Source organism: Pseudomonas frigoris (genome assembly GCF_047758635.1).
GTDB classification, from domain to species: domain Bacteria; phylum Pseudomonadota; class Gammaproteobacteria; order Pseudomonadales; family Pseudomonadaceae; genus Aquipseudomonas; species Aquipseudomonas frigoris.
Map to the genome: position 1 here is coordinate 5,651,116 of NZ_CP180479.1, position 17,053 is coordinate 5,668,168.

Sequence of the window (17,053 nt, forward strand, 5' to 3'; positions counted from 1 at the left end):
TTTCGTGGAAGACAAATGCCAAATTGCATAAGTTGCGCATATGCCGTGCATAGACAGAAGAAATGTATCGCAGGGCTTTCATGCCTGCTTCGGGTGGACCGCCCATGTTAACCTTGCGCCCATCGCGGAAAAGCCGGGCCGATGCCCCTCCTTTGCCCTACACCTTTCAACGAATTTGCCTGATTATCCGATGAATAAAGCGCTCTCCGATCTGTCCTCCCACACGCCAATGATGCAGCAGTACTGGCGCCTGAAAAACCAGCACCCAGACCAGCTGATGTTCTATCGCATGGGCGACTTCTACGAGATCTTCTACGAAGACGCGAAGAAAGCCGCCAAATTGCTGGACATCACCCTGACCGCCCGTGGGCAGTCGGCAGGTCAGGCGATTCCCATGTGTGGGATTCCTTACCACGCCGCGGAAGGTTACCTGGCGAAACTGGTCAAGCTCGGCGAGTCGGTGGTGATCTGTGAGCAGGTCGGCGACCCGGCGACCAGCAAGGGCCCGGTGGATCGTCAGGTGGTGCGGATCATCACGCCGGGTACGGTCAGTGACGAAGCGCTGCTGGATGAGCGTCGGGATAACCTGATCGCAGCGGTCCTGGGTGACGAGCGTCTGTTCGGCCTGGCGGTTCTGGATATCACCAGCGGCAACTTCACCGTGCTGGAGATCAAGGGCTGGGAAAACCTGCTGGCGGAACTGGAGCGGGTCAATCCGGTAGAGCTGATGATCCCGGACGACTGGCCGAAGGATCTGCCGGCGGAGAAACGTCGTGGGGTTCGTCGCCGTGCGCCGTGGGATTTCGAGCGTGACTCGGCACTGAAAAGTCTTTGCCAACAATTCTCGACCCAGGACTTGAAAGGTTTCGGTTGCGAGAACCTGACCCTGGCCATCGGCGCCGCCGGTTGCCTGCTCAGCTACGCCAAGGAAACCCAGCGCACTGCCCTGCCCCATTTGCGCAGCCTGCGTCATGAACGCCTGGACGACACCGTGGTGCTGGACGGCGCGAGCCGTCGCAACCTGGAACTGGACACTAACCTGGCTGGCGGTCGCGACAACACGTTGCAATCGGTGGTCGATCGCTGCCAGACCGCCATGGGCAGCCGTCTGCTGACCCGCTGGCTGAACCGTCCGCTGCGGGATTTGACCGTATTGCTGGCGCGCCAGACCTCGATTACCTGCCTGCTCGACGGTTACCGCTTCGAGAAACTGCAACCGCAGCTCAAGGAGATCGGCGACATCGAGCGGATCCTGGCGCGGATCGGCCTGCGCAATGCCCGTCCTCGTGACCTGGCTCGCCTGCGCGATGCGCTGGGTGCATTGCCTGAGTTGCAGGTTGCGATGACCGAGCTGGAAGCTCCGCACATTATTCAACTGGCGAAGACCACCAGCACCTACCCGGAACTGGCGGCCCTGCTGGAAAAAGCCATCATCGACAACCCACCAGCAGTCATCCGTGACGGCGGCGTGTTGAAAACCGGTTACGACGCCGAGTTGGACGATTTGCAATCGCTCAGCGAAAACGCCGGGCAGTTCCTGATCGACCTCGAAGCACGCGAGAAGGCCCGTACCGGTCTGTCGCACCTGAAAGTCGGTTACAACCGCATTCATGGCTACTTCATTGAGTTGCCAAGCAAGCAGGCTGAATCGGCGCCGGCAGACTATATCCGTCGCCAGACGTTGAAAGGGGCCGAGCGCTTCATTACGCCGGAACTGAAGGCGTTCGAAGACAAGGCGCTGTCAGCGAAGAGCCGCGCCCTGGCGCGCGAGAAGATGCTCTACGAAGCACTGCTCGAAGATTTGATCGCCCAGTTGCCACCGTTGCAGGACACCGCCGCGGCACTGGCCGAGCTGGACGTGCTGACCAACCTTGCCGAACGTGCACTGAACCTCGATCTGAACTGCCCGCGCTTCGTCAGTGAGCCGTGCATGCGCATCAGCCAGGGTCGTCACCCGGTGGTCGAGCAAGTGCTGACCACGCCGTTCGTGGCCAACGACTTGAGCCTCGACGACAACACCCGCATGCTGGTGATCACCGGTCCGAACATGGGCGGTAAATCCACCTACATGCGCCAGACCGCTCTGATCGTGCTGCTGGCACACATCGGCAGCTTCGTGCCGGCAGCCAGTTGCGAGCTGTCTCTGGTGGACCGGATCTTTACCCGGATCGGTTCCAGCGATGACCTGGCCGGCGGGCGCTCGACCTTCATGGTCGAAATGAGCGAAACCGCGAACATTCTGCACAACGCCACCGAGCGCAGCCTGGTGCTGATGGACGAAGTCGGTCGCGGCACCAGCACCTTTGACGGTCTGTCCCTGGCGTGGGCGGCGGCCGAACGCCTGGCGCATCTGCGGGCTTATACGCTGTTCGCCACCCACTACTTCGAGCTGACGGTACTCCCGGAGGCGCAACCGCTGGTAGCCAACGTGCACCTTAATGCCACCGAGCACAACGAACGCATCGTGTTCCTGCACCACGTGCTGCCAGGGCCTGCCAGCCAGAGCTACGGCCTTGCGGTTGCGCAGTTGGCCGGTGTGCCGAGCGAAGTGATCGTGCGCGCTCGCGAACACCTGGGCCGGTTGGAAGCGACCGCCCTGCCTCATGAAGTTCCCAAGACTGCCAAAGGCAAACCGGCCGCGCCGCAGCAGAGCGACATGTTCGCCAGCCTGCCGCATCCGGTGCTGGATGATCTGGCCAAACTTGATCTGGACGACATGACACCGCGTCGGGCGCTAGAAATGCTCTATACACTAAAGACACGGATCTAACGCACTTGCCTGCAAGCTGTTAGAATCTCGCGCGGTTTGGGATGCTGCTGGCTTATAGCCTGACCAGCAGACTATCGCTCCCAAACCTGGCGACCCCAACGTGAAGGGGCTCCGCTGCCGCCGCCTGAGGAGAAAATTAGAAATGACCTTCGTCGTCACCGACAACTGCATCAAGTGCAAGTACACCGACTGCGTAGAAGTCTGTCCGGTGGACTGCTTTTACGAAGGCCCGAACTTCCTGGTGATTCACCCGGATGAGTGCATCGACTGCGCACTGTGCGAACCAGAATGCCCTGCCGTGGCCATCTTCTCCGAAGATGAAGTCCCGGAAGACATGCAGCAATTCATTCAGCTGAACGTTGAGCTGGCGGAAATCTGGCCCAACATCACCGAGAAGAAAGAATCGTTGCCCGATGCCGAAGAGTGGGATGGCGTCAAAGGCAAGATCAAAGATCTCGAACGCTGATTACCCCCGCGTTCTCGAAAAGGCCCCTTGCGGGCCTTTTTGCTTTTCTGCAGGCAAAAAAAGGGGCGGTTTGACCCGCCCACATTTTTTCCCTATTCCCTGTGTTCCTTTTCATCGTCCTGATGAATCGCTTCCTGCGATGTCCTTTCCCCTCATCCTTGAAGGGCGTGTCTGTCCGTCGACACAGTTCAGATACTAGAGAGTTCCCTACCAAGAGCAATCACCCCCGTTAGCTGAAACTGGCTGTCACAAGCTATTAATCTTAAAAAATAAGCATATAAATCAATTAGTTAATCATCTCTCACGTAGGAATATGTACGGCTGCTACCCATGGAATTAGCGAACACTTACGAAAGAGTAAGCAAACACTTACAGCGAGAGACTACAAAGCAGATGTGATTACGGAGGGAACTCCCAGCCTGTTTCCCAGGTAATAAAAAACCCCGAACCAGTCGGGGCTTTATAGGGCTTACTCAGCAAATTGCTTATTGAAACAGCGACTCGCTCGACAAGCCATTCTTCTCGAGAATCTCCCGAAGACGCTTCAGGCCTTCAACCTGAATCTGTCTGACCCGCTCCCGGGTCAGGCCAATCTCCAGGCCTACATCTTCAAGCGTGCTGCTCTCGTGACCGCGCAGGCCGAAGCGGCGTATCACCACTTCGCGTTGCTTGTCGGTCAGCTCCGAGAGCCATTGATCGATGCTCTGGGACAGGTCGTCATCCTGCAACAGTTCACATGGATCGGTTGGACGGTCATCGGTAAGGGTGTCCAGCAGGGTTTTATCCGAATCCGGACCCAGCGAGACGTCGACCGAAGAAACCCGCTCGTTCAGGCCGAGCATGCGCTTGACCTCTCCCACTGGTTTTTCCAGCAGGTTGGCAATTTCTTCGGGTGAGGGTTCGTGATCGAGTTTTTGCGTCAGCTCCCGTGCAGCCCGCAGGTACACGTTGAGCTCTTTGACCACATGAATCGGCAACCGGATGGTCCGGGTCTGATTCATGATCGCGCGCTCGATGGTCTGACGAATCCACCAGGTCGCGTAGGTCGAAAAGCGGAAGCCGCGTTCGGGGTCGAACTTCTCTACCGCCCGGATAAGCCCGAGGTTGCCCTCTTCGATCAGGTCCAGCAGCGACAGGCCACGATTGACGTAACGCCGGGCGATTTTCACCACCAGCCGCAGGTTACTTTCAATCATGCGTTTGCGCCCAGCCGGATCTCCACTTTGCGACAAGCGCGCAAAATGAACTTCTTCTTCGGGGGACAGCAGAGGGGAAAATCCAATCTCATTGAGGTACAGCTGCGTGGCATCGAGTGCACGCGTGTAGTCAATGTACTTGTGTTGCTTTAACGAGGCGGAGTGTTTGGATTTGGCACGAACGGAAGGTGGAGCAGCCCCTTCATCATTCGACATCGAATCCGTACCGATGCCGGTCTCCATCAGGAGAACCTCATCGTCGATGTCAAACTCCGGCACTTCTTTACTGAGAGCCATTGTTATAGTCCTTTGGTGAGTTCGACCTCAGGCTCAAGCGGCGCCTTTATCCTTGGCAACGCTGGAGCCTGTTCCCTCTACGCGACGGAACAGGCTGGAAAGCGATCAACGACGTGGAAGGAATTGCAGCGGATCTACAGGTTTACCTTGTCGGCGAATCTCAAAATGCAGCTTCACCCGGTCTGTACCTGTTGACCCCATTTCGGCAATTGTCTGTCCGACTTTGACCTGCTGCCCCTCCCGAACCAACAGCCTGCGGTTATGTCCGTAGGCACTTACGTAGGTATCGCTGTGTTTGATGATGACTAATTCGCCGTAGCCCCTTAAGCCACTCCCGGCGTATACCACCGTCCCATCAGACGCAGCTAAAACAGGCTGTCCCAAATCCCCAGCGATATCAATTCCTTTATTCAAACTGCCGTTTGAAGAGAATTTTCCAATAAGAATGCCATTAGATGGCCACCCCCAGCCGGTCGGGGCCGGACCGGCAGGAGGCATCGGAGCAGGGGTCGGCTTGCTGGCGACGGACGGTGCAACCACTGCTGTGCTCGTAGTTGCGCCATTCGCCTGGCGCCGGATAACCGTGGTTTTCAGCGACGAAGAAGGCGTTGAATCGGTGGCGCTGACCACCGGCGTCGGCGTTGAGCCGGTGCGACCGTCAAAGCGAATCGTCTGACCCGGATGGATCGTATAAGGCGTAGGAATGTTGTTGCGTGCAGCGAGGGCTTTGTAGTCCCAGCCGTAGCGAAAGGCAATGGAGAACAAGGTGTCTTTAGGTCGAACGACGTATTGACCCGTGGTCACTGCCGGACGCTGCGCGACGGCGTTATTGCGATCGACGACGCGTACATCACTCGACTTGTTGCTGGAGCAACCGACCAGCAAGGTGCTCAAGACAAGGCCAGTCACCAGGCGCTGAAAGCTCGTTTTACCCATTCGCTGCGCAATGACTGTGAGACTCACCCGCCGCTCCCTTTGTGGTGGCTGAAAATGTGGATTGCCGTGTTCCGGCATGAAATGTCGCAAGTATAACGGGCCGTGCAGGCTTTACCTTTAATGAAGCGAAATGGCTTCGCGCACACGTTTGCTGCCTGACGATGAATCCCGTTTAACTGATCGATGCCGCTGTAAGACAGGAGCAATCGAAGAGAATTCAGCGCGCTGAAACAAATGCTCAGGCGAGCGGCCCATTGAGTAACGGGACGAAGCGAACAGCCCCCAGAACACGCCTGGAAAAGCCCTGCTCTTCCCGGATGATCAGCATCAATTGTTGAACCTCACCCGATCCAACCGGGATCACCAGCCGCCCTCCCGGCGCCAATTGATCAAGCAGCGCCTGAGGTACATCGGTCGCCACCGCGGTCACGATAATGCCGTTGTACGGCGCCAGAGCCGGCCAGCCTTCCCAACCATCACCCCAGCGGAAAACCACGTTGCGCAGGTTCAGTTCCACCAGGCGTTCCTTGGCCCGATCCTGCAGAACCTTGATGCGCTCGACGGAAAATACTCGCTCGACCAGTTGCGACAACACCGCAGTCTGGTAGCCCGAGCCGGTGCCGATTTCCATCACCTTGTCGAGAGGACCTGCCTCCAGCAGCAGCTCGCTCATGCGAGCCACCATATAAGGCTGCGAGATGGTCTGGTTATTGCCGATCGGCAGCGCCGTGTCTTCGTAGGCACGGTGAGCCAGCGCCTCGTCGACGAACAGGTGACGCGGTGTACGGCGAATGACTTCCAGCACCTTGGCGTTGCAAATTCCCTCTTCATACAGGCGCTGAATTAGGCGCTCACGGGTCCGTTGTGAGGTCATCCCGATGCCGCGACGTAGAATATCGTCTTGTTCACGAGCCATTAGTTCAGCCCCTCCAGCCAGCCATCGAGACTTCTGAAGGCATCATTAAAGGTGCGATCCAGTTGCAGTGGGGTGATTGAAACATAGCCTTGCATCACCGCATGAAAGTCGGTGCCCGGGCCGCCGTCTTCGGCATCCCCCGCCGCCGCAATCCAGTAACCGGATTTACCGCGCGGATCGACCACTTTCATCGGCGCTGCAGCACGTGCGCGATGTCCGAGGCGGGTCAGCTGAATACCGCGGATGTGATCCAGCGGCAAATTGGGAATGTTCACGTTCAGTACCGTACGCGGTGGCAGTTCAAGGTCCGCGTGAGCCTCTACCAGTTTGCGCGCAAAGTACGCAGCTGTGGGAAGGTTCTCCACTTGCCGTGAGACCAACGAAAAGGCAAACGAAGGCCGCGCCAGGAAACGTCCCTCAAGGGCCGCCGCCACGGTGCCGGAATACAACACGTCATCACCCAGGTTGGCACCCAGGTTGATGCCCGAAACCACCATGTCCGGCTCGCGCTCCAGCAAGCCATTGAGGCCCAGGTGCACGCAATCGGTCGGTGTGCCATTGAGGCTGATAAAGCCGTTGGACAGGGTTTGCGGGTGTAACGGACGGTCGAGCGTCAGCGAGCTGCTGGCGCCGCTTTTGTCTTGGTCCGGGGCGATAACCACGCATTCGGTGTAATCCGCCAGCGCAGCATAAAGCGCGGCGAGACCGGGTGCGGTTACCCCATCGTCGTTAGAAATCAGAATACGCATGGGCTGTCCGTCTGCCCCACCGGCACCAGATCAACGAGCTCGCGCACCAATACGGTGGCGAAGCATCCGGCCGGGAGGACGAATTCCAGTTGCAGAATGTCAGGCTCGGGATAATGCCACGTCAACCCACCAATGGGCAGCCGCAGGATGCGACGTTCGTGGCTCATACCGGCGTTAATCAACCAATCACGCAAGTCCGCTTCGCGAGTGGCGATTGCCTGCTCCAGTTCATGGACAGCGCCAGTGGCCGGCGAGTCACCTTCGCCCCACTGCGGACCGGTCGGGTGTAGATCGAGAATTGCCAGACGCGGGTCGCTGCACTCGGCAACACCTGCCGGAAAAAAGCTGCGACTGTCGGTGAAGGCCAGCAGATCGCCAACCTGGGCACGCTGCCAGCTGCCATCGGCGACACGCGCCGCCAACACCTGATTAAACAGAAAACTGCGCGCCGTAGAGAGCAGACGCGAACGCACGTTGCGCTGTTCCGGCAAGGCTTTACGCGCCGCCCACGCACGGGCATCGACCACGTTACCGCCGTCAAACCCAAAACGCTGGGCGCCGAAATAATTGGGAACACCTTGCTTGGCGATCAGTTGCAGACGCTCTTCGATCGCCGCTTTGTCGCCAGCGAATTGCGTCAGTCGCAACGTGAAGCCATTGGCCGAGTGAGCACCGCGCTGCAGCTTGCGTTTGTGCCGACCGGTCTTGAGGATCTTCAGCGTATCGTTTTCCGCCGCCGACAGATCAGGATCAGCCTTGCCCGGCAGCTGCACGCTGAACCACTGGCGAGTCAGTGCCTGACGATCCTTTAGGCCCGCGTAACTGACGGTGCGCAATGGCACGCCCGCCGCCTTGGCGATCCGCCGTGCCGCTTCTTCGGTATTCAGACCGCGTTTTTCCACCCAGATCCACAAGTGTTCGCCGTCGCCACTGAGGGGGATGTTGAGGACTTCATCGACCTGAAAATCTTCCGCAGTGGCTTTCAGTGCCGCGGTGCCGAGGGCTTCGCCATAGGCCCGCGGGCCGAGCAATTGCAGTTCGTTCATGCGCGCAGCAACAAGGCAACGGAATGCACGGCAATGCCTTCTTCGCGACCGACAAAGCCGAGCTTTTCGGTGGTGGTAGCTTTCACGTTCACTTGATCCAACTCAACTTGAAGATCCGCGGCAATCAGCGCGCGCATCGATTCGATATGCGGGGCCATTTTCGGCGCCTGGGCGACGATGGTGTTATCGACGTTGCCGACTTTCCAGCCCTTGGCGTGGATCAGTGCGACGACATGACGCAACAGCACACGGCTGTCGGCGCCCTTGAATGTCGGGTCGGTGTCCGGGAAATGTTTGCCGATATCACCCAGCGCAGCGGCGCCGAGCAAGGCATCGCTCAAGGCGTGCAGCAGGACGTCACCGTCGGAGTGAGCGAGCAGCCCGAAGCCGTGTGCAATGCGCACGCCGCCCAGAGTAATGAAATCGCCTTCAGCGAAACGGTGCACATCATAGCCGTGGCCAATACGCATAAAAAAACGCCCCGATTTTTGTCAGGGCGTGATTCTACCTGCATTAGGCGCCTAGGGCGCGTGCGTGATGCTGCAAGTGGTCATCAATGAAGCTTGCGATGAAGAAATAGCTGTGGTCGTAGCCGGGTTGCAAGCGCAACGTCAGCGGATGACCGGCCAGTTTGGCAGCCTGCTGCAACGCTTCAGGCTTGAGCTGGGTGGCCAGGAAATCGTCGCGATCACCTTGGTCGACCAGTAGCGGCAACTTCTCGTTTGCTTCGGCAATCAGGACGCAGGCATCCCACTCACGCCATTTCGATCGGTCTTCACCCAGGTAGCGGGAAAAGGCTTTCTGCCCCCAAGGACAGTCGATCGGATTGTTGATCGGCGAGAATGCCGACACCGACTGATAACGCCCCGGATTACGCAACGCGCAGACCAGCGCGCCGTGACCGCCCATGGAATGACCGCTGATGCCGCGCTTGTCCGAGGCCGGGAAATGGGCTTCGACCAATGCAGGCAATTCCTGCACGACATAGTCATGCATCCGATAGTGTCGCGACCAGGGTTCCTGCGTGGCATTCAGATAAAACCCGGCACCGAGGCCGAAGTCCCAGGCGCCATCCGGATCACCCGGCACATCGGGACCGCGAGGGCTGGTGTCCGGGGCAACGATGATCAGCCCCAGCTCGGCGGCCATGCGCATGGCGCCGGCCTTTTGCATGAAGTTTTCGTCGGTGCAGGTCAGGCCGGATAACCAATACAGCACCGGCAGTTTGCCGCCCTGCTCCGCTTGCGGCGGCAGGTACACGGCAAACACCATGTCGCAGCCGAGCACATCGGAGCGGTGCCGATAGCGTTTGTGCCAGCCGCCGAAGCTTTTCTGGCAGGAGATATTTTCCAGGCTCATGACCGACCTCAGAAATGGATGACGGAACGGATGCTCTTGCCTTCATGCATCAGGTCGAACGCCTTGTTGATATCTTCCAGGCCCATGGTGTGGGTGATGAAAGTATCCAGCGGGATTTCGCCGGTTTCAGCCATCTCGACATAGCTTGGCAACTCGGTACGGCCACGCACGCCACCGAACGCCGAACCGCGCCAGACTCGACCGGTCACCAACTGGAATGGACGCGTGGCGATTTCCTGGCCGGCACCGGCAACACCGATGATTACCGATTCGCCCCAACCCTTGTGGCAGCACTCAAGTGCGGCGCGCATCAATTGGACGTTGCCGATGCATTCGAAGGAAAAGTCAACGCCGCCGTCGGTCATGTCGACGATGACTTCCTGGATCGGACGATCGAAATCTTTCGGGTTCACACAATCGGTTGCACCCAACTGCTTGGCGATCTCGAATTTGGCCGGGTTGATGTCGATGGCGATGATCCGCGCAGCCTTGGCTTTGACGGCGCCGATCACTGCCGACAGACCGATGCCGCCGAGGCCGAAAATGGCGACGGTATCACCTGGTTTCACCTTGGCGGTATTGAGAACTGCCCCGATGCCGGTGGTGACACCGCAGCCCAGCAGGCAGACTTTTTCCAGTGGCGCTTCTTTTGGGATTTTGGCGACGGAGATTTCCGGCAGCACGGTGTACTCGGAGAACGTCGAGGTCCCCATGTAGTGGAAAATTGGTTGGCCCTTGTAGGAAAAGCGCGAAGTACCGTCAGGCATCAGGCCTTTGCCCTGAGTCGCGCGAATTGCCTGACACAGGTTGGTTTTGCCCGACAGACAGAATTTGCACTGGCGGCATTCCGGGGTGTACAGCGGGATTACATGATCGCCGACAGCGACGGAGGTCACGCCCTCACCAATCGCCTCAACCACCGCGCCACCTTCGTGACCTAGGATCGACGGGAAGATGCCTTCCGGGTCCGCGCCCGACAGCGTGTAGGCATCGGTATGGCAGACACCGGAAGCAACCACACGCAGCAGGACTTCACCTGCCTTGGGCATGGCGACATCGACTTCAACGATCTCGAGGGGTTTCTTGGCCTCGAAGGCAACGGCAGCGCGCGACTTGATCATGTGGATTCTCCAGTGCATAAAAACGAGACAGGGAGTGTAATACACCACCTGACGGTGAATAATCCGGCCAAAAGCAAAACATTATTGCCATACAGGGATAATCCTTGATGTCCGAAAACCGCTGGGAAGGTATCGACGAGTTCGTCGCCGTGGCCGAGTGCAGCCAGTTCACGGCTGCCGCGGAACGCCTCGGGGTTTCGTCCTCCCACATCAGTCGACAAATAGTACGCCTCGAAGAGCGTCTGCAAACCCGCCTGCTTTATCGCAGCACCCGCCGGGTCACCTTGACCGAGGCCGGGCAAACCTTTCTGCAACATTGCCAGCGCCTACAGGATGGCCGCGAGGAAGCGCTGCGGGCGGTCGGCGACCTTACCAGCGAACCTAAAGGCATGCTGCGCATGACCTGCGCCGTGGCTTACGGCGAGCGCTTCATCGTGCCGCTGGTGACGCGATTCATGGGGTTGTATCCGCAACTGCGCGTTGACATAGAACTGAGTAACCGCCCTCTCGATTTGGTCCATGAAGGCCTGGATCTGGCGATCCGCCTTGGCCGTCTGCAAGACTCACGACTGGTGGCGACACGTCTGGCGCCACGGCGAATGTACCTGTGCGCATCGCCGTCCTACCTGGAACGGTATGGTCGCCCGCATAGCTTGTCGGAACTAAGCCGCCACAACTGCCTCATCGGCAGCTCGGACATCTGGCAACTGGAACAGAACGGGCGGGAATTTTCGCAGCGGGTACAGGGAAACTGGCGCTGCAACAGTGGGCAAGCAGTGCTGGATGCGGCGTTACAGGGCGTGGGTTTGTGTCAGCTGCCGGACTATTACGTCCTGGAGCATCTGAAAAACGGCGAATTGATTTCGCTGCTCGATGCGCATCAACCGCCCAACACGGCCGTTTGGGCGCTTTATCCACAGCAACGGCATCTGTCGCCGAAGGTGCGCAAGTTGGTGGATTACTTGAAGGAGGGGTTGGCGTTGAGGCCGGAGTACAGCGTTTGAAGATCAAAAGATCGCAGCCTCGTTTCACTCGATAGCTCCTACATTGCCTGCGTTCACCGCAATGTGTAGGAGCTATCGAGTGAAACGAGGCTGCGATCTTTTAACGGCGGTTAGCCCAACGCTGACGAAGCCATTCCAGGTCTTCAGGGCGCGTGACCTTGAGGTTGTCGGACCGACCTTCGATCAGGCGCGGCGCCATGCCGGACCACTCCATGGCTGATGCTTCGTCAGTAATCACTGCATCGGCCACCAGACTGTCGGCCAACGCCCGATGCAATGCGCCAAGGCGAAACATCTGCGGCGTATAGGCTTGCCAAATCACACTGCGATCCACGGTTTCGACCACACGACCGTGCTTGTCGACCCGCTTGAGGGTATCGCGTGCAGGAACCGCCAGCAGTCCACCGACAGGATCATCTGCGAGCTCACCCAGCAACTTGTCCAGATCATCACGGCTCAGATTTGGCCGCGCGGCATCGTGAACCAGCACCCAATCCTCATCGTCAGCGCCTTGCGCATGCAAATGCAGCAACGCATTGAGTACCGACCCGGAACGCTCGGAGCCGCCTTCAACCCGCTGAATTCGCGGATCGCTAGCACACATCAGGTTCGGCCAATAAGGATCATCGACAGCAAGACTGACCACCAGCCCTTTCAGGGAAGGATGATCAAGGAAACAGCCAAGGCTGTGTTCGAGAATAGTGCGCCCACCCAGTTGCAAGTATTGCTTGGGACGGTCCGCGGCCATACGGGCACCGACGCCCGCGGCAGGAATTACAGCCCAGAAGGCCGGTAACGAAGGGTTCATTGGGCCAGCTGGTAAAGAGTTTCACCGTCCTTGACCATGCCCAACTCATGACGAGCTCGCTCTTCAACGGTCTCCATGCCCTTTTTCAACTCACTGACTTCCGCGTCCATCACCCGATTGCGCTCAAGCAGCCCCTCGTTCTCAGCGTGTTGATCTGCGATCTGCTGAGTCAGTTCGGCCACTTGCGCCAGACTGCCATTACCCACCCACAGGCGGTATTGCAGGCCAGCCAGCAGCAGGAGCAAGACGAGGAACAACCAATTGGGACTGCGCATCGAATATCAGGTATCCAGTGAAAAAAGACAGCCATGCCAAAACTTTGAAGCTTCTGATAGCACGAAGCCTGGAAGACCCAGGCTTGTGCTTATAAGGCATCAGATTAGTGGCAAATCCATCGCTGTAGCGATTTTTCCGACACAATCCGGTGTCTTTTTACCAATTAACGATTAACCGCGGAATTCGCTGCGACCGTTGTACTTGGCTTTGCCATTCAACTGCTCTTCGATACGCAGCAGTTGGTTGTACTTGGAAACGCGGTCCGAACGGCACAGGGAGCCGGTCTTGATCTGGCCTGCCGAGGTGCCCACGGCCAGGTCGGCAATGGTCGAATCTTCGGTTTCGCCGGAGCGGTGCGAGATAACAGCAGTGTAACCAGCGGCCTTGGCCATCTGGATGGCTTCCAGGGTTTCGGTCAGGGTGCCGATCTGGTTGAACTTGATCAGGATCGAGTTGGCGATCTTTTTATCGATGCCTTCTTTGAGGATCTTGGTGTTGGTTACGAACAGGTCGTCGCCAACCAGTTGGACTTTCTCGCCGATCTTGTCGGTGAGGATTTTCCAGCCAGCCCAGTCGGACTCGTCCAGACCGTCTTCGATCGAGATGATCGGATAACGCTCGGTCAGGCCTTTCAGGTAATCAGCGAAACCTTCAGCGGTGAACACCTGGCCTTCGCCGGACAGGTTGTATTTACCGTCCTCGTAGAATTCGCTGGCAGCGCAGTCCAGTGCCAGGGTCACGTCGGTGCCCAGCTTGTAACCGGCATTGGCCACGGCTTCGGAGATCACTTTCAAAGCGTCTTCGTTGGAGGCCAGGTTCGGTGCGAAACCACCTTCGTCACCCACAGCAGTGCTCAGGCCACGGGCCTTCAGAACAGCTTTCAGGTGATGGAAAATCTCTGTGCCCATGCGCAGACCTTCCGAGAAAGACTTGGCGCCAACCGGCTGAACCATGAATTCCTGGATGTCGACGTTGTTATCGGCGTGTTCGCCACCGTTGATGATGTTCATCATCGGAACCGGCATCGAGTAAACACCCGGGGTGCCGTTCAGGTTGGCGATGTGAGCGTACAGCGGCAGGTCCTGATCCTGTGCGGCTGCCTTGGCGGCTGCCAGGGAAACGGCGAGGATCGCGTTGGCGCCCAGGGAGCCTTTGTTTTCGGTGCCGTCGAGCTTGATCATCGCGTGATCCAGCGCTTTCTGGTCGCTTGGGTCTGCACCTTTCAACAGGTCGCGGATCGGACCGTTGATGTTGGCGACGGCTTTGAGTACGCCCTTGCCCAGGTAACGGCTCTTGTCGCCATCACGCAGCTCGAGCGCTTCACGCGAGCCAGTGGAAGCACCGGACGGCGCGCAAGCACTGCCGATGATGCCGTTATCGAGAAGCACGTCCGCTTCCACGGTGGGGTTGCCACGGGAGTCGAGAACTTCACGACCTTTGATGTCGACGATTTTTGCCATTGTTGTAAACACTCCAAAGTTGACGAAAACGACGCAGCTGAAGGAAATCTTGTATCGCCGGCAAGTGATGTGCAGCGGGCAGACTTGCGGACGATAAGGCTCAGACCCGAGGGCCTGAGCATTAATTCGTGCGGTACTTTACCGGAGAAATGAGGATTACGCGGTTTCTACCGTCGGAAAACTCTTCACCAGTTCGTCCAAAGCTTTGAGCTGGGCCAGGAATGGCTCCAGTTTGTCTAGACGCAAGGCGCAAGGGCCGTCGCATTTGGCGTTGTCCGGGTCCGGGTGGGCCTCAAGGAACAGGCCCGCCAAAGACTGGCTCATACCGGCTTTTGCCAGGTCGGTGACCTGAGCGCGGCGACCGCCGGCGGAATCGGAGCGACCGCCGGGCATTTGCAGCGCGTGGGTCACATCGAAGAACACCGGGTATTCGAACTGCTTCATGATGCCGAAGCCGAGCATGTCGACGACCAGGTTGTTGTAGCCGAAGCTCGATCCGCGTTCGCAGAGGATCAACTGATCGTTACCCGCTTCCACGCATTTGCTCAGGATGTGTTTCATTTCCTGAGGTGCGAGGAACTGGGCTTTCTTGATGTTGATCACCGCACCGGTCTTGGCCATCGCGACCACAAGGTCGGTCTGGCGCGACAAGAAGGCTGGCAGCTGGATGATATCGCAGACTTCAGCGACGACCGCGGCCTGATCAGGCTCGTGGACGTCGGTGATGATCGGCACGCCGAACGCTTGCTTGATGTCCTGGAAAATCCGCATGCCCTCTTCCAGGCCGGGGCCACGGTAAGAGGTCACGGAGGAACGGTTGGCCTTGTCGAAGCTGGCCTTGAACACGTAAGGGATACCGAGTTTCTCGGTGACCTTCACGTACTCTTCGCAGACCTGCATCGCCATGTCGCGGCTTTCCAGCACGTTCATGCCACCGAAAAGCACCATTGGCTTGTCGTTGGCAATCTCGATATCGCCTACGCGGATGATCTTCTGCGCCATCAGATTTATGCCTTCTTCTGGTGTTGAATCAATGCTGCTTTAACGAAACCGCTAAACAACGGGTGACCGTCGCGTGGTGTCGAGGTGAACTCAGGGTGGAACTGACAAGCGACGAACCATGGATGATCCGGGGCTTCAATCACTTCCACCAGGGCGCCATCACCGGAACGACCGGTGATTTTCAGACCGGCTTCCATGATTTGCGGAAGCAGGTTGTTGTTCACTTCGTAGCGGTGACGGTGACGCTCGACGATCACGTCCTTGGCGTAGCAATCGTGCACCAGGGAACCTGGCTCCAGCAGGCAATCCTGAGCGCCAAGGCGCATGGTGCCGCCCAGATCGGACGCTTCGGTACGGGTTTCGACTGCGCCGGTGGCATCTTCCCACTCGGTGATCAGACCCACGACCGGATGACCGCTGGCACGATCGAACTCGGTGGAGTTGGCGTCTTTCCAGCCCAGCACGTTACGAGCGAACTCGATCACGGCCACTTGCATGCCCAGGCAGATGCCCAGGTACGGAACCTTGTTTTCGCGAGCGTATTGAACGGCGGTGATCTTGCCTTCCACGCCACGCAGACCGAAGCCGCCAGGTACCAGAATCGCGTCGACACCTTCCAGCAGCGCAGTGCCTTGGTTTTCGATGTCTTCGGAGTCGATGTAGCGCAGGTTGACCTTGGTGCGGTTGCTGATGCCGGCGTGACTCATCGCTTCGATCAGCGACTTGTAGGCGTCCAGCAATTCCATGTACTTGCCGACCATCGCGATGGTGACTTCATGCTCAGGGTTGAGCTTGGCGTCGACCACGGCTTCCCACTCGGACAGATCGGCGCCGCCACATTGCAGGCCGAAACGCTCGACGACGAAATCATCCAGGCCCTGGGAGTGCAGGATGCCCGGGATCTTGTAGATGGTGTCTGCGTCTTCCAGCGCAATCACCGCACGTTCTTCAACGTTGGTGAACTGAGCGATCTTGCGACGCGAGGAGATGTCGATCGGGTGATCGGAACGGCAGACCAGCACGTCTGGTTGCAGGCCGATGGAACGCAGTTCCTTGACCGAGTGCTGGGTAGGCTTGGTTTTGGTTTCGCCGGCAGTGGCGATGTACGGCACCAGCGTCAGGTGCATCAGCATCGCGCGCTTGGCACCGACTTCGAAACGCAATTGGCGGATCGCTTCGAGGAACGGCTGGGATTCGATGTCACCCACGGTGCCACCGATCTCGACCATGGCCACGTCGGCATCGCCAGCGCCCTTGATGATCCGGCGCTTGATTTCGTCGGTGATGTGCGGGATCACCTGAATGGTGGCGCCCAGATAATCACCACGGCGCTCTTTGCGCAGGACGTGTTCGTAGACACGGCCGGTGGTGAAGTTGTTGTTCTGGGTCATGGTCGTGCGGATGAACCGCTCGTAGTGGCCCAGGTCCAGGTCGGTCTCGGCGCCGTCGTGGGTGACGAACACTTCACCGTGCTGGAACGGGCTCATGGTGCCCGGGTCAACGTTGATGTACGGGTCCAGCTTCAGCATGGTGACCTTAAGTCCCCGCGCCTCCAGGATGGCCGCCAATGAAGCCGATGCGATGCCTTTCCCCAATGAAGAAACAACACCGCCCGTGACGAATATGTAGCGCGTCATGAAAAACCCT

16 protein-coding genes are annotated in these 17,053 nt (G+C 58.4%); 3 read left to right on the forward strand and 13 right to left on the reverse strand.

The window, feature by feature from the left end; translation table 11 throughout:
• Positions 1–190 precede the first annotated feature (190 nt).
• The gene (gene mutS, locus ACMXYH_RS26050) at positions 191–2,770 is read left to right on the forward strand and encodes a DNA mismatch repair protein MutS (protein WP_415765403.1); all 2,580 of its coding nucleotides are present in this window, start codon (positions 191–193) and stop codon (positions 2,768–2,770) included.
• Positions 2,771–2,912: 142 nt separating this feature from the next.
• Positions 2,913–3,236, forward strand: a complete 324-nt coding sequence (gene fdxA / locus ACMXYH_RS26055) for a ferredoxin FdxA (protein ID WP_008154011.1) — start codon at positions 2,913–2,915, stop codon at positions 3,234–3,236.
• 485 nt (positions 3,237–3,721) lie between these two features.
• Here fdxA and rpoS read toward each other — a convergent pair whose 3' ends face one another.
• From rpoS to ACMXYH_RS26095, 8 genes are all read right to left on the reverse strand, one after another.
• Positions 3,722–4,729 carry an RNA polymerase sigma factor RpoS gene (rpoS, locus tag ACMXYH_RS26060; RefSeq protein ID WP_008154012.1) on the reverse strand — a complete coding sequence of 336 codons (1,008 nt, stop codon included), beginning with the start codon at positions 4,727–4,729 and terminating at the stop codon, positions 3,722–3,724.
• Positions 4,730–4,834: 105 nt separating this feature from the next.
• Positions 4,835–5,692, reverse strand: a complete 858-nt coding sequence (locus ACMXYH_RS26065; RefSeq protein WP_415765404.1) for a peptidoglycan DD-metalloendopeptidase family protein — start codon at positions 5,690–5,692, stop codon at positions 4,835–4,837.
• 211 nt (positions 5,693–5,903) lie between these two features.
• Positions 5,904–6,539 carry a protein-L-isoaspartate(D-aspartate) O-methyltransferase gene (locus ACMXYH_RS26070; RefSeq protein ID WP_177327881.1) on the reverse strand — a complete coding sequence of 212 codons (636 nt, stop codon included), beginning with the start codon at positions 6,537–6,539 and terminating at the stop codon, positions 5,904–5,906.
• A 41-nt stretch (positions 6,540–6,580) separates the two neighbouring features.
• Positions 6,581–7,330, reverse strand: a complete 750-nt coding sequence (surE, locus tag ACMXYH_RS26075; RefSeq protein WP_415765405.1) for a 5'/3'-nucleotidase SurE — start codon at positions 7,328–7,330, stop codon at positions 6,581–6,583.
• Positions 7,318–8,376 (reverse strand): tRNA pseudouridine(13) synthase TruD, encoded by a 1,059-nt coding sequence (gene truD / locus ACMXYH_RS26080; protein ID WP_415765406.1) that lies wholly within the window; start codon positions 8,374–8,376, stop codon positions 7,318–7,320. The genes surE and truD overlap by 13 nt, the downstream gene beginning before the upstream one ends.
• Positions 8,373–8,846: a 2-C-methyl-D-erythritol 2,4-cyclodiphosphate synthase gene (gene ispF / locus ACMXYH_RS26085; RefSeq protein ID WP_010462780.1), complete on the reverse strand. Its 474-nt coding sequence runs from the start codon at positions 8,844–8,846 to the stop codon at positions 8,373–8,375. Before ispF ends, truD begins: the two co-directional genes overlap by 4 nt.
• A gap of 43 nt (positions 8,847–8,889) precedes the next feature.
• Positions 8,890–9,735 carry an S-formylglutathione hydrolase gene (gene fghA, locus ACMXYH_RS26090; RefSeq protein ID WP_415765407.1) on the reverse strand — a complete coding sequence of 282 codons (846 nt, stop codon included), beginning with the start codon at positions 9,733–9,735 and terminating at the stop codon, positions 8,890–8,892.
• Positions 9,736–9,743: 8 nt separating this feature from the next.
• A complete protein-coding gene (locus tag ACMXYH_RS26095) occupies positions 9,744–10,856 on the reverse strand; it encodes an S-(hydroxymethyl)glutathione dehydrogenase/class III alcohol dehydrogenase (protein ID WP_129441645.1) in 1,113 nt (370 codons plus the stop codon).
• Between the two features lie 107 nt (positions 10,857–10,963).
• Between ACMXYH_RS26095 and ACMXYH_RS26100 the strand changes: the two genes are divergently transcribed.
• Positions 10,964–11,860 carry a LysR substrate-binding domain-containing protein gene (locus ACMXYH_RS26100; protein ID WP_129441643.1) on the forward strand — a complete coding sequence of 299 codons (897 nt, stop codon included), beginning with the start codon at positions 10,964–10,966 and terminating at the stop codon, positions 11,858–11,860.
• A 100-nt stretch (positions 11,861–11,960) separates the two neighbouring features.
• Here ACMXYH_RS26100 and ispD read toward each other — a convergent pair whose 3' ends face one another.
• The 5 genes from ispD to ACMXYH_RS26125 all read right to left on the reverse strand — a co-directional run bounded on the left by ispD (position 11,961) and on the right by ACMXYH_RS26125 (position 17,043).
• Positions 11,961–12,668 (reverse strand): 2-C-methyl-D-erythritol 4-phosphate cytidylyltransferase, encoded by a 708-nt coding sequence (ispD, locus tag ACMXYH_RS26105; RefSeq protein ID WP_415765408.1) that lies wholly within the window; start codon positions 12,666–12,668, stop codon positions 11,961–11,963.
• A complete protein-coding gene (gene ftsB, locus ACMXYH_RS26110; protein ID WP_008028992.1) occupies positions 12,665–12,943 on the reverse strand; it encodes a cell division protein FtsB in 279 nt (92 codons plus the stop codon). Before ftsB ends, ispD begins: the two co-directional genes overlap by 4 nt.
• Before the next feature lie 171 nt (positions 12,944–13,114).
• On the reverse strand, positions 13,115–14,404 hold the full coding sequence (gene eno / locus ACMXYH_RS26115) for a phosphopyruvate hydratase (protein ID WP_033059918.1): 1,290 nt from the start codon (positions 14,402–14,404) through the stop codon (positions 13,115–13,117).
• Between the two features lie 156 nt (positions 14,405–14,560).
• Positions 14,561–15,406, reverse strand: a complete 846-nt coding sequence (kdsA, locus tag ACMXYH_RS26120) for a 3-deoxy-8-phosphooctulonate synthase (protein ID WP_046054578.1) — start codon at positions 15,404–15,406, stop codon at positions 14,561–14,563.
• 5 nt (positions 15,407–15,411) lie between these two features.
• The gene (locus ACMXYH_RS26125) at positions 15,412–17,043 is read right to left on the reverse strand and encodes a CTP synthase (protein ID WP_140677631.1); all 1,632 of its coding nucleotides are present in this window, start codon (positions 17,041–17,043) and stop codon (positions 15,412–15,414) included.
• Positions 17,044–17,053: the final 10 nt, after the last annotated feature.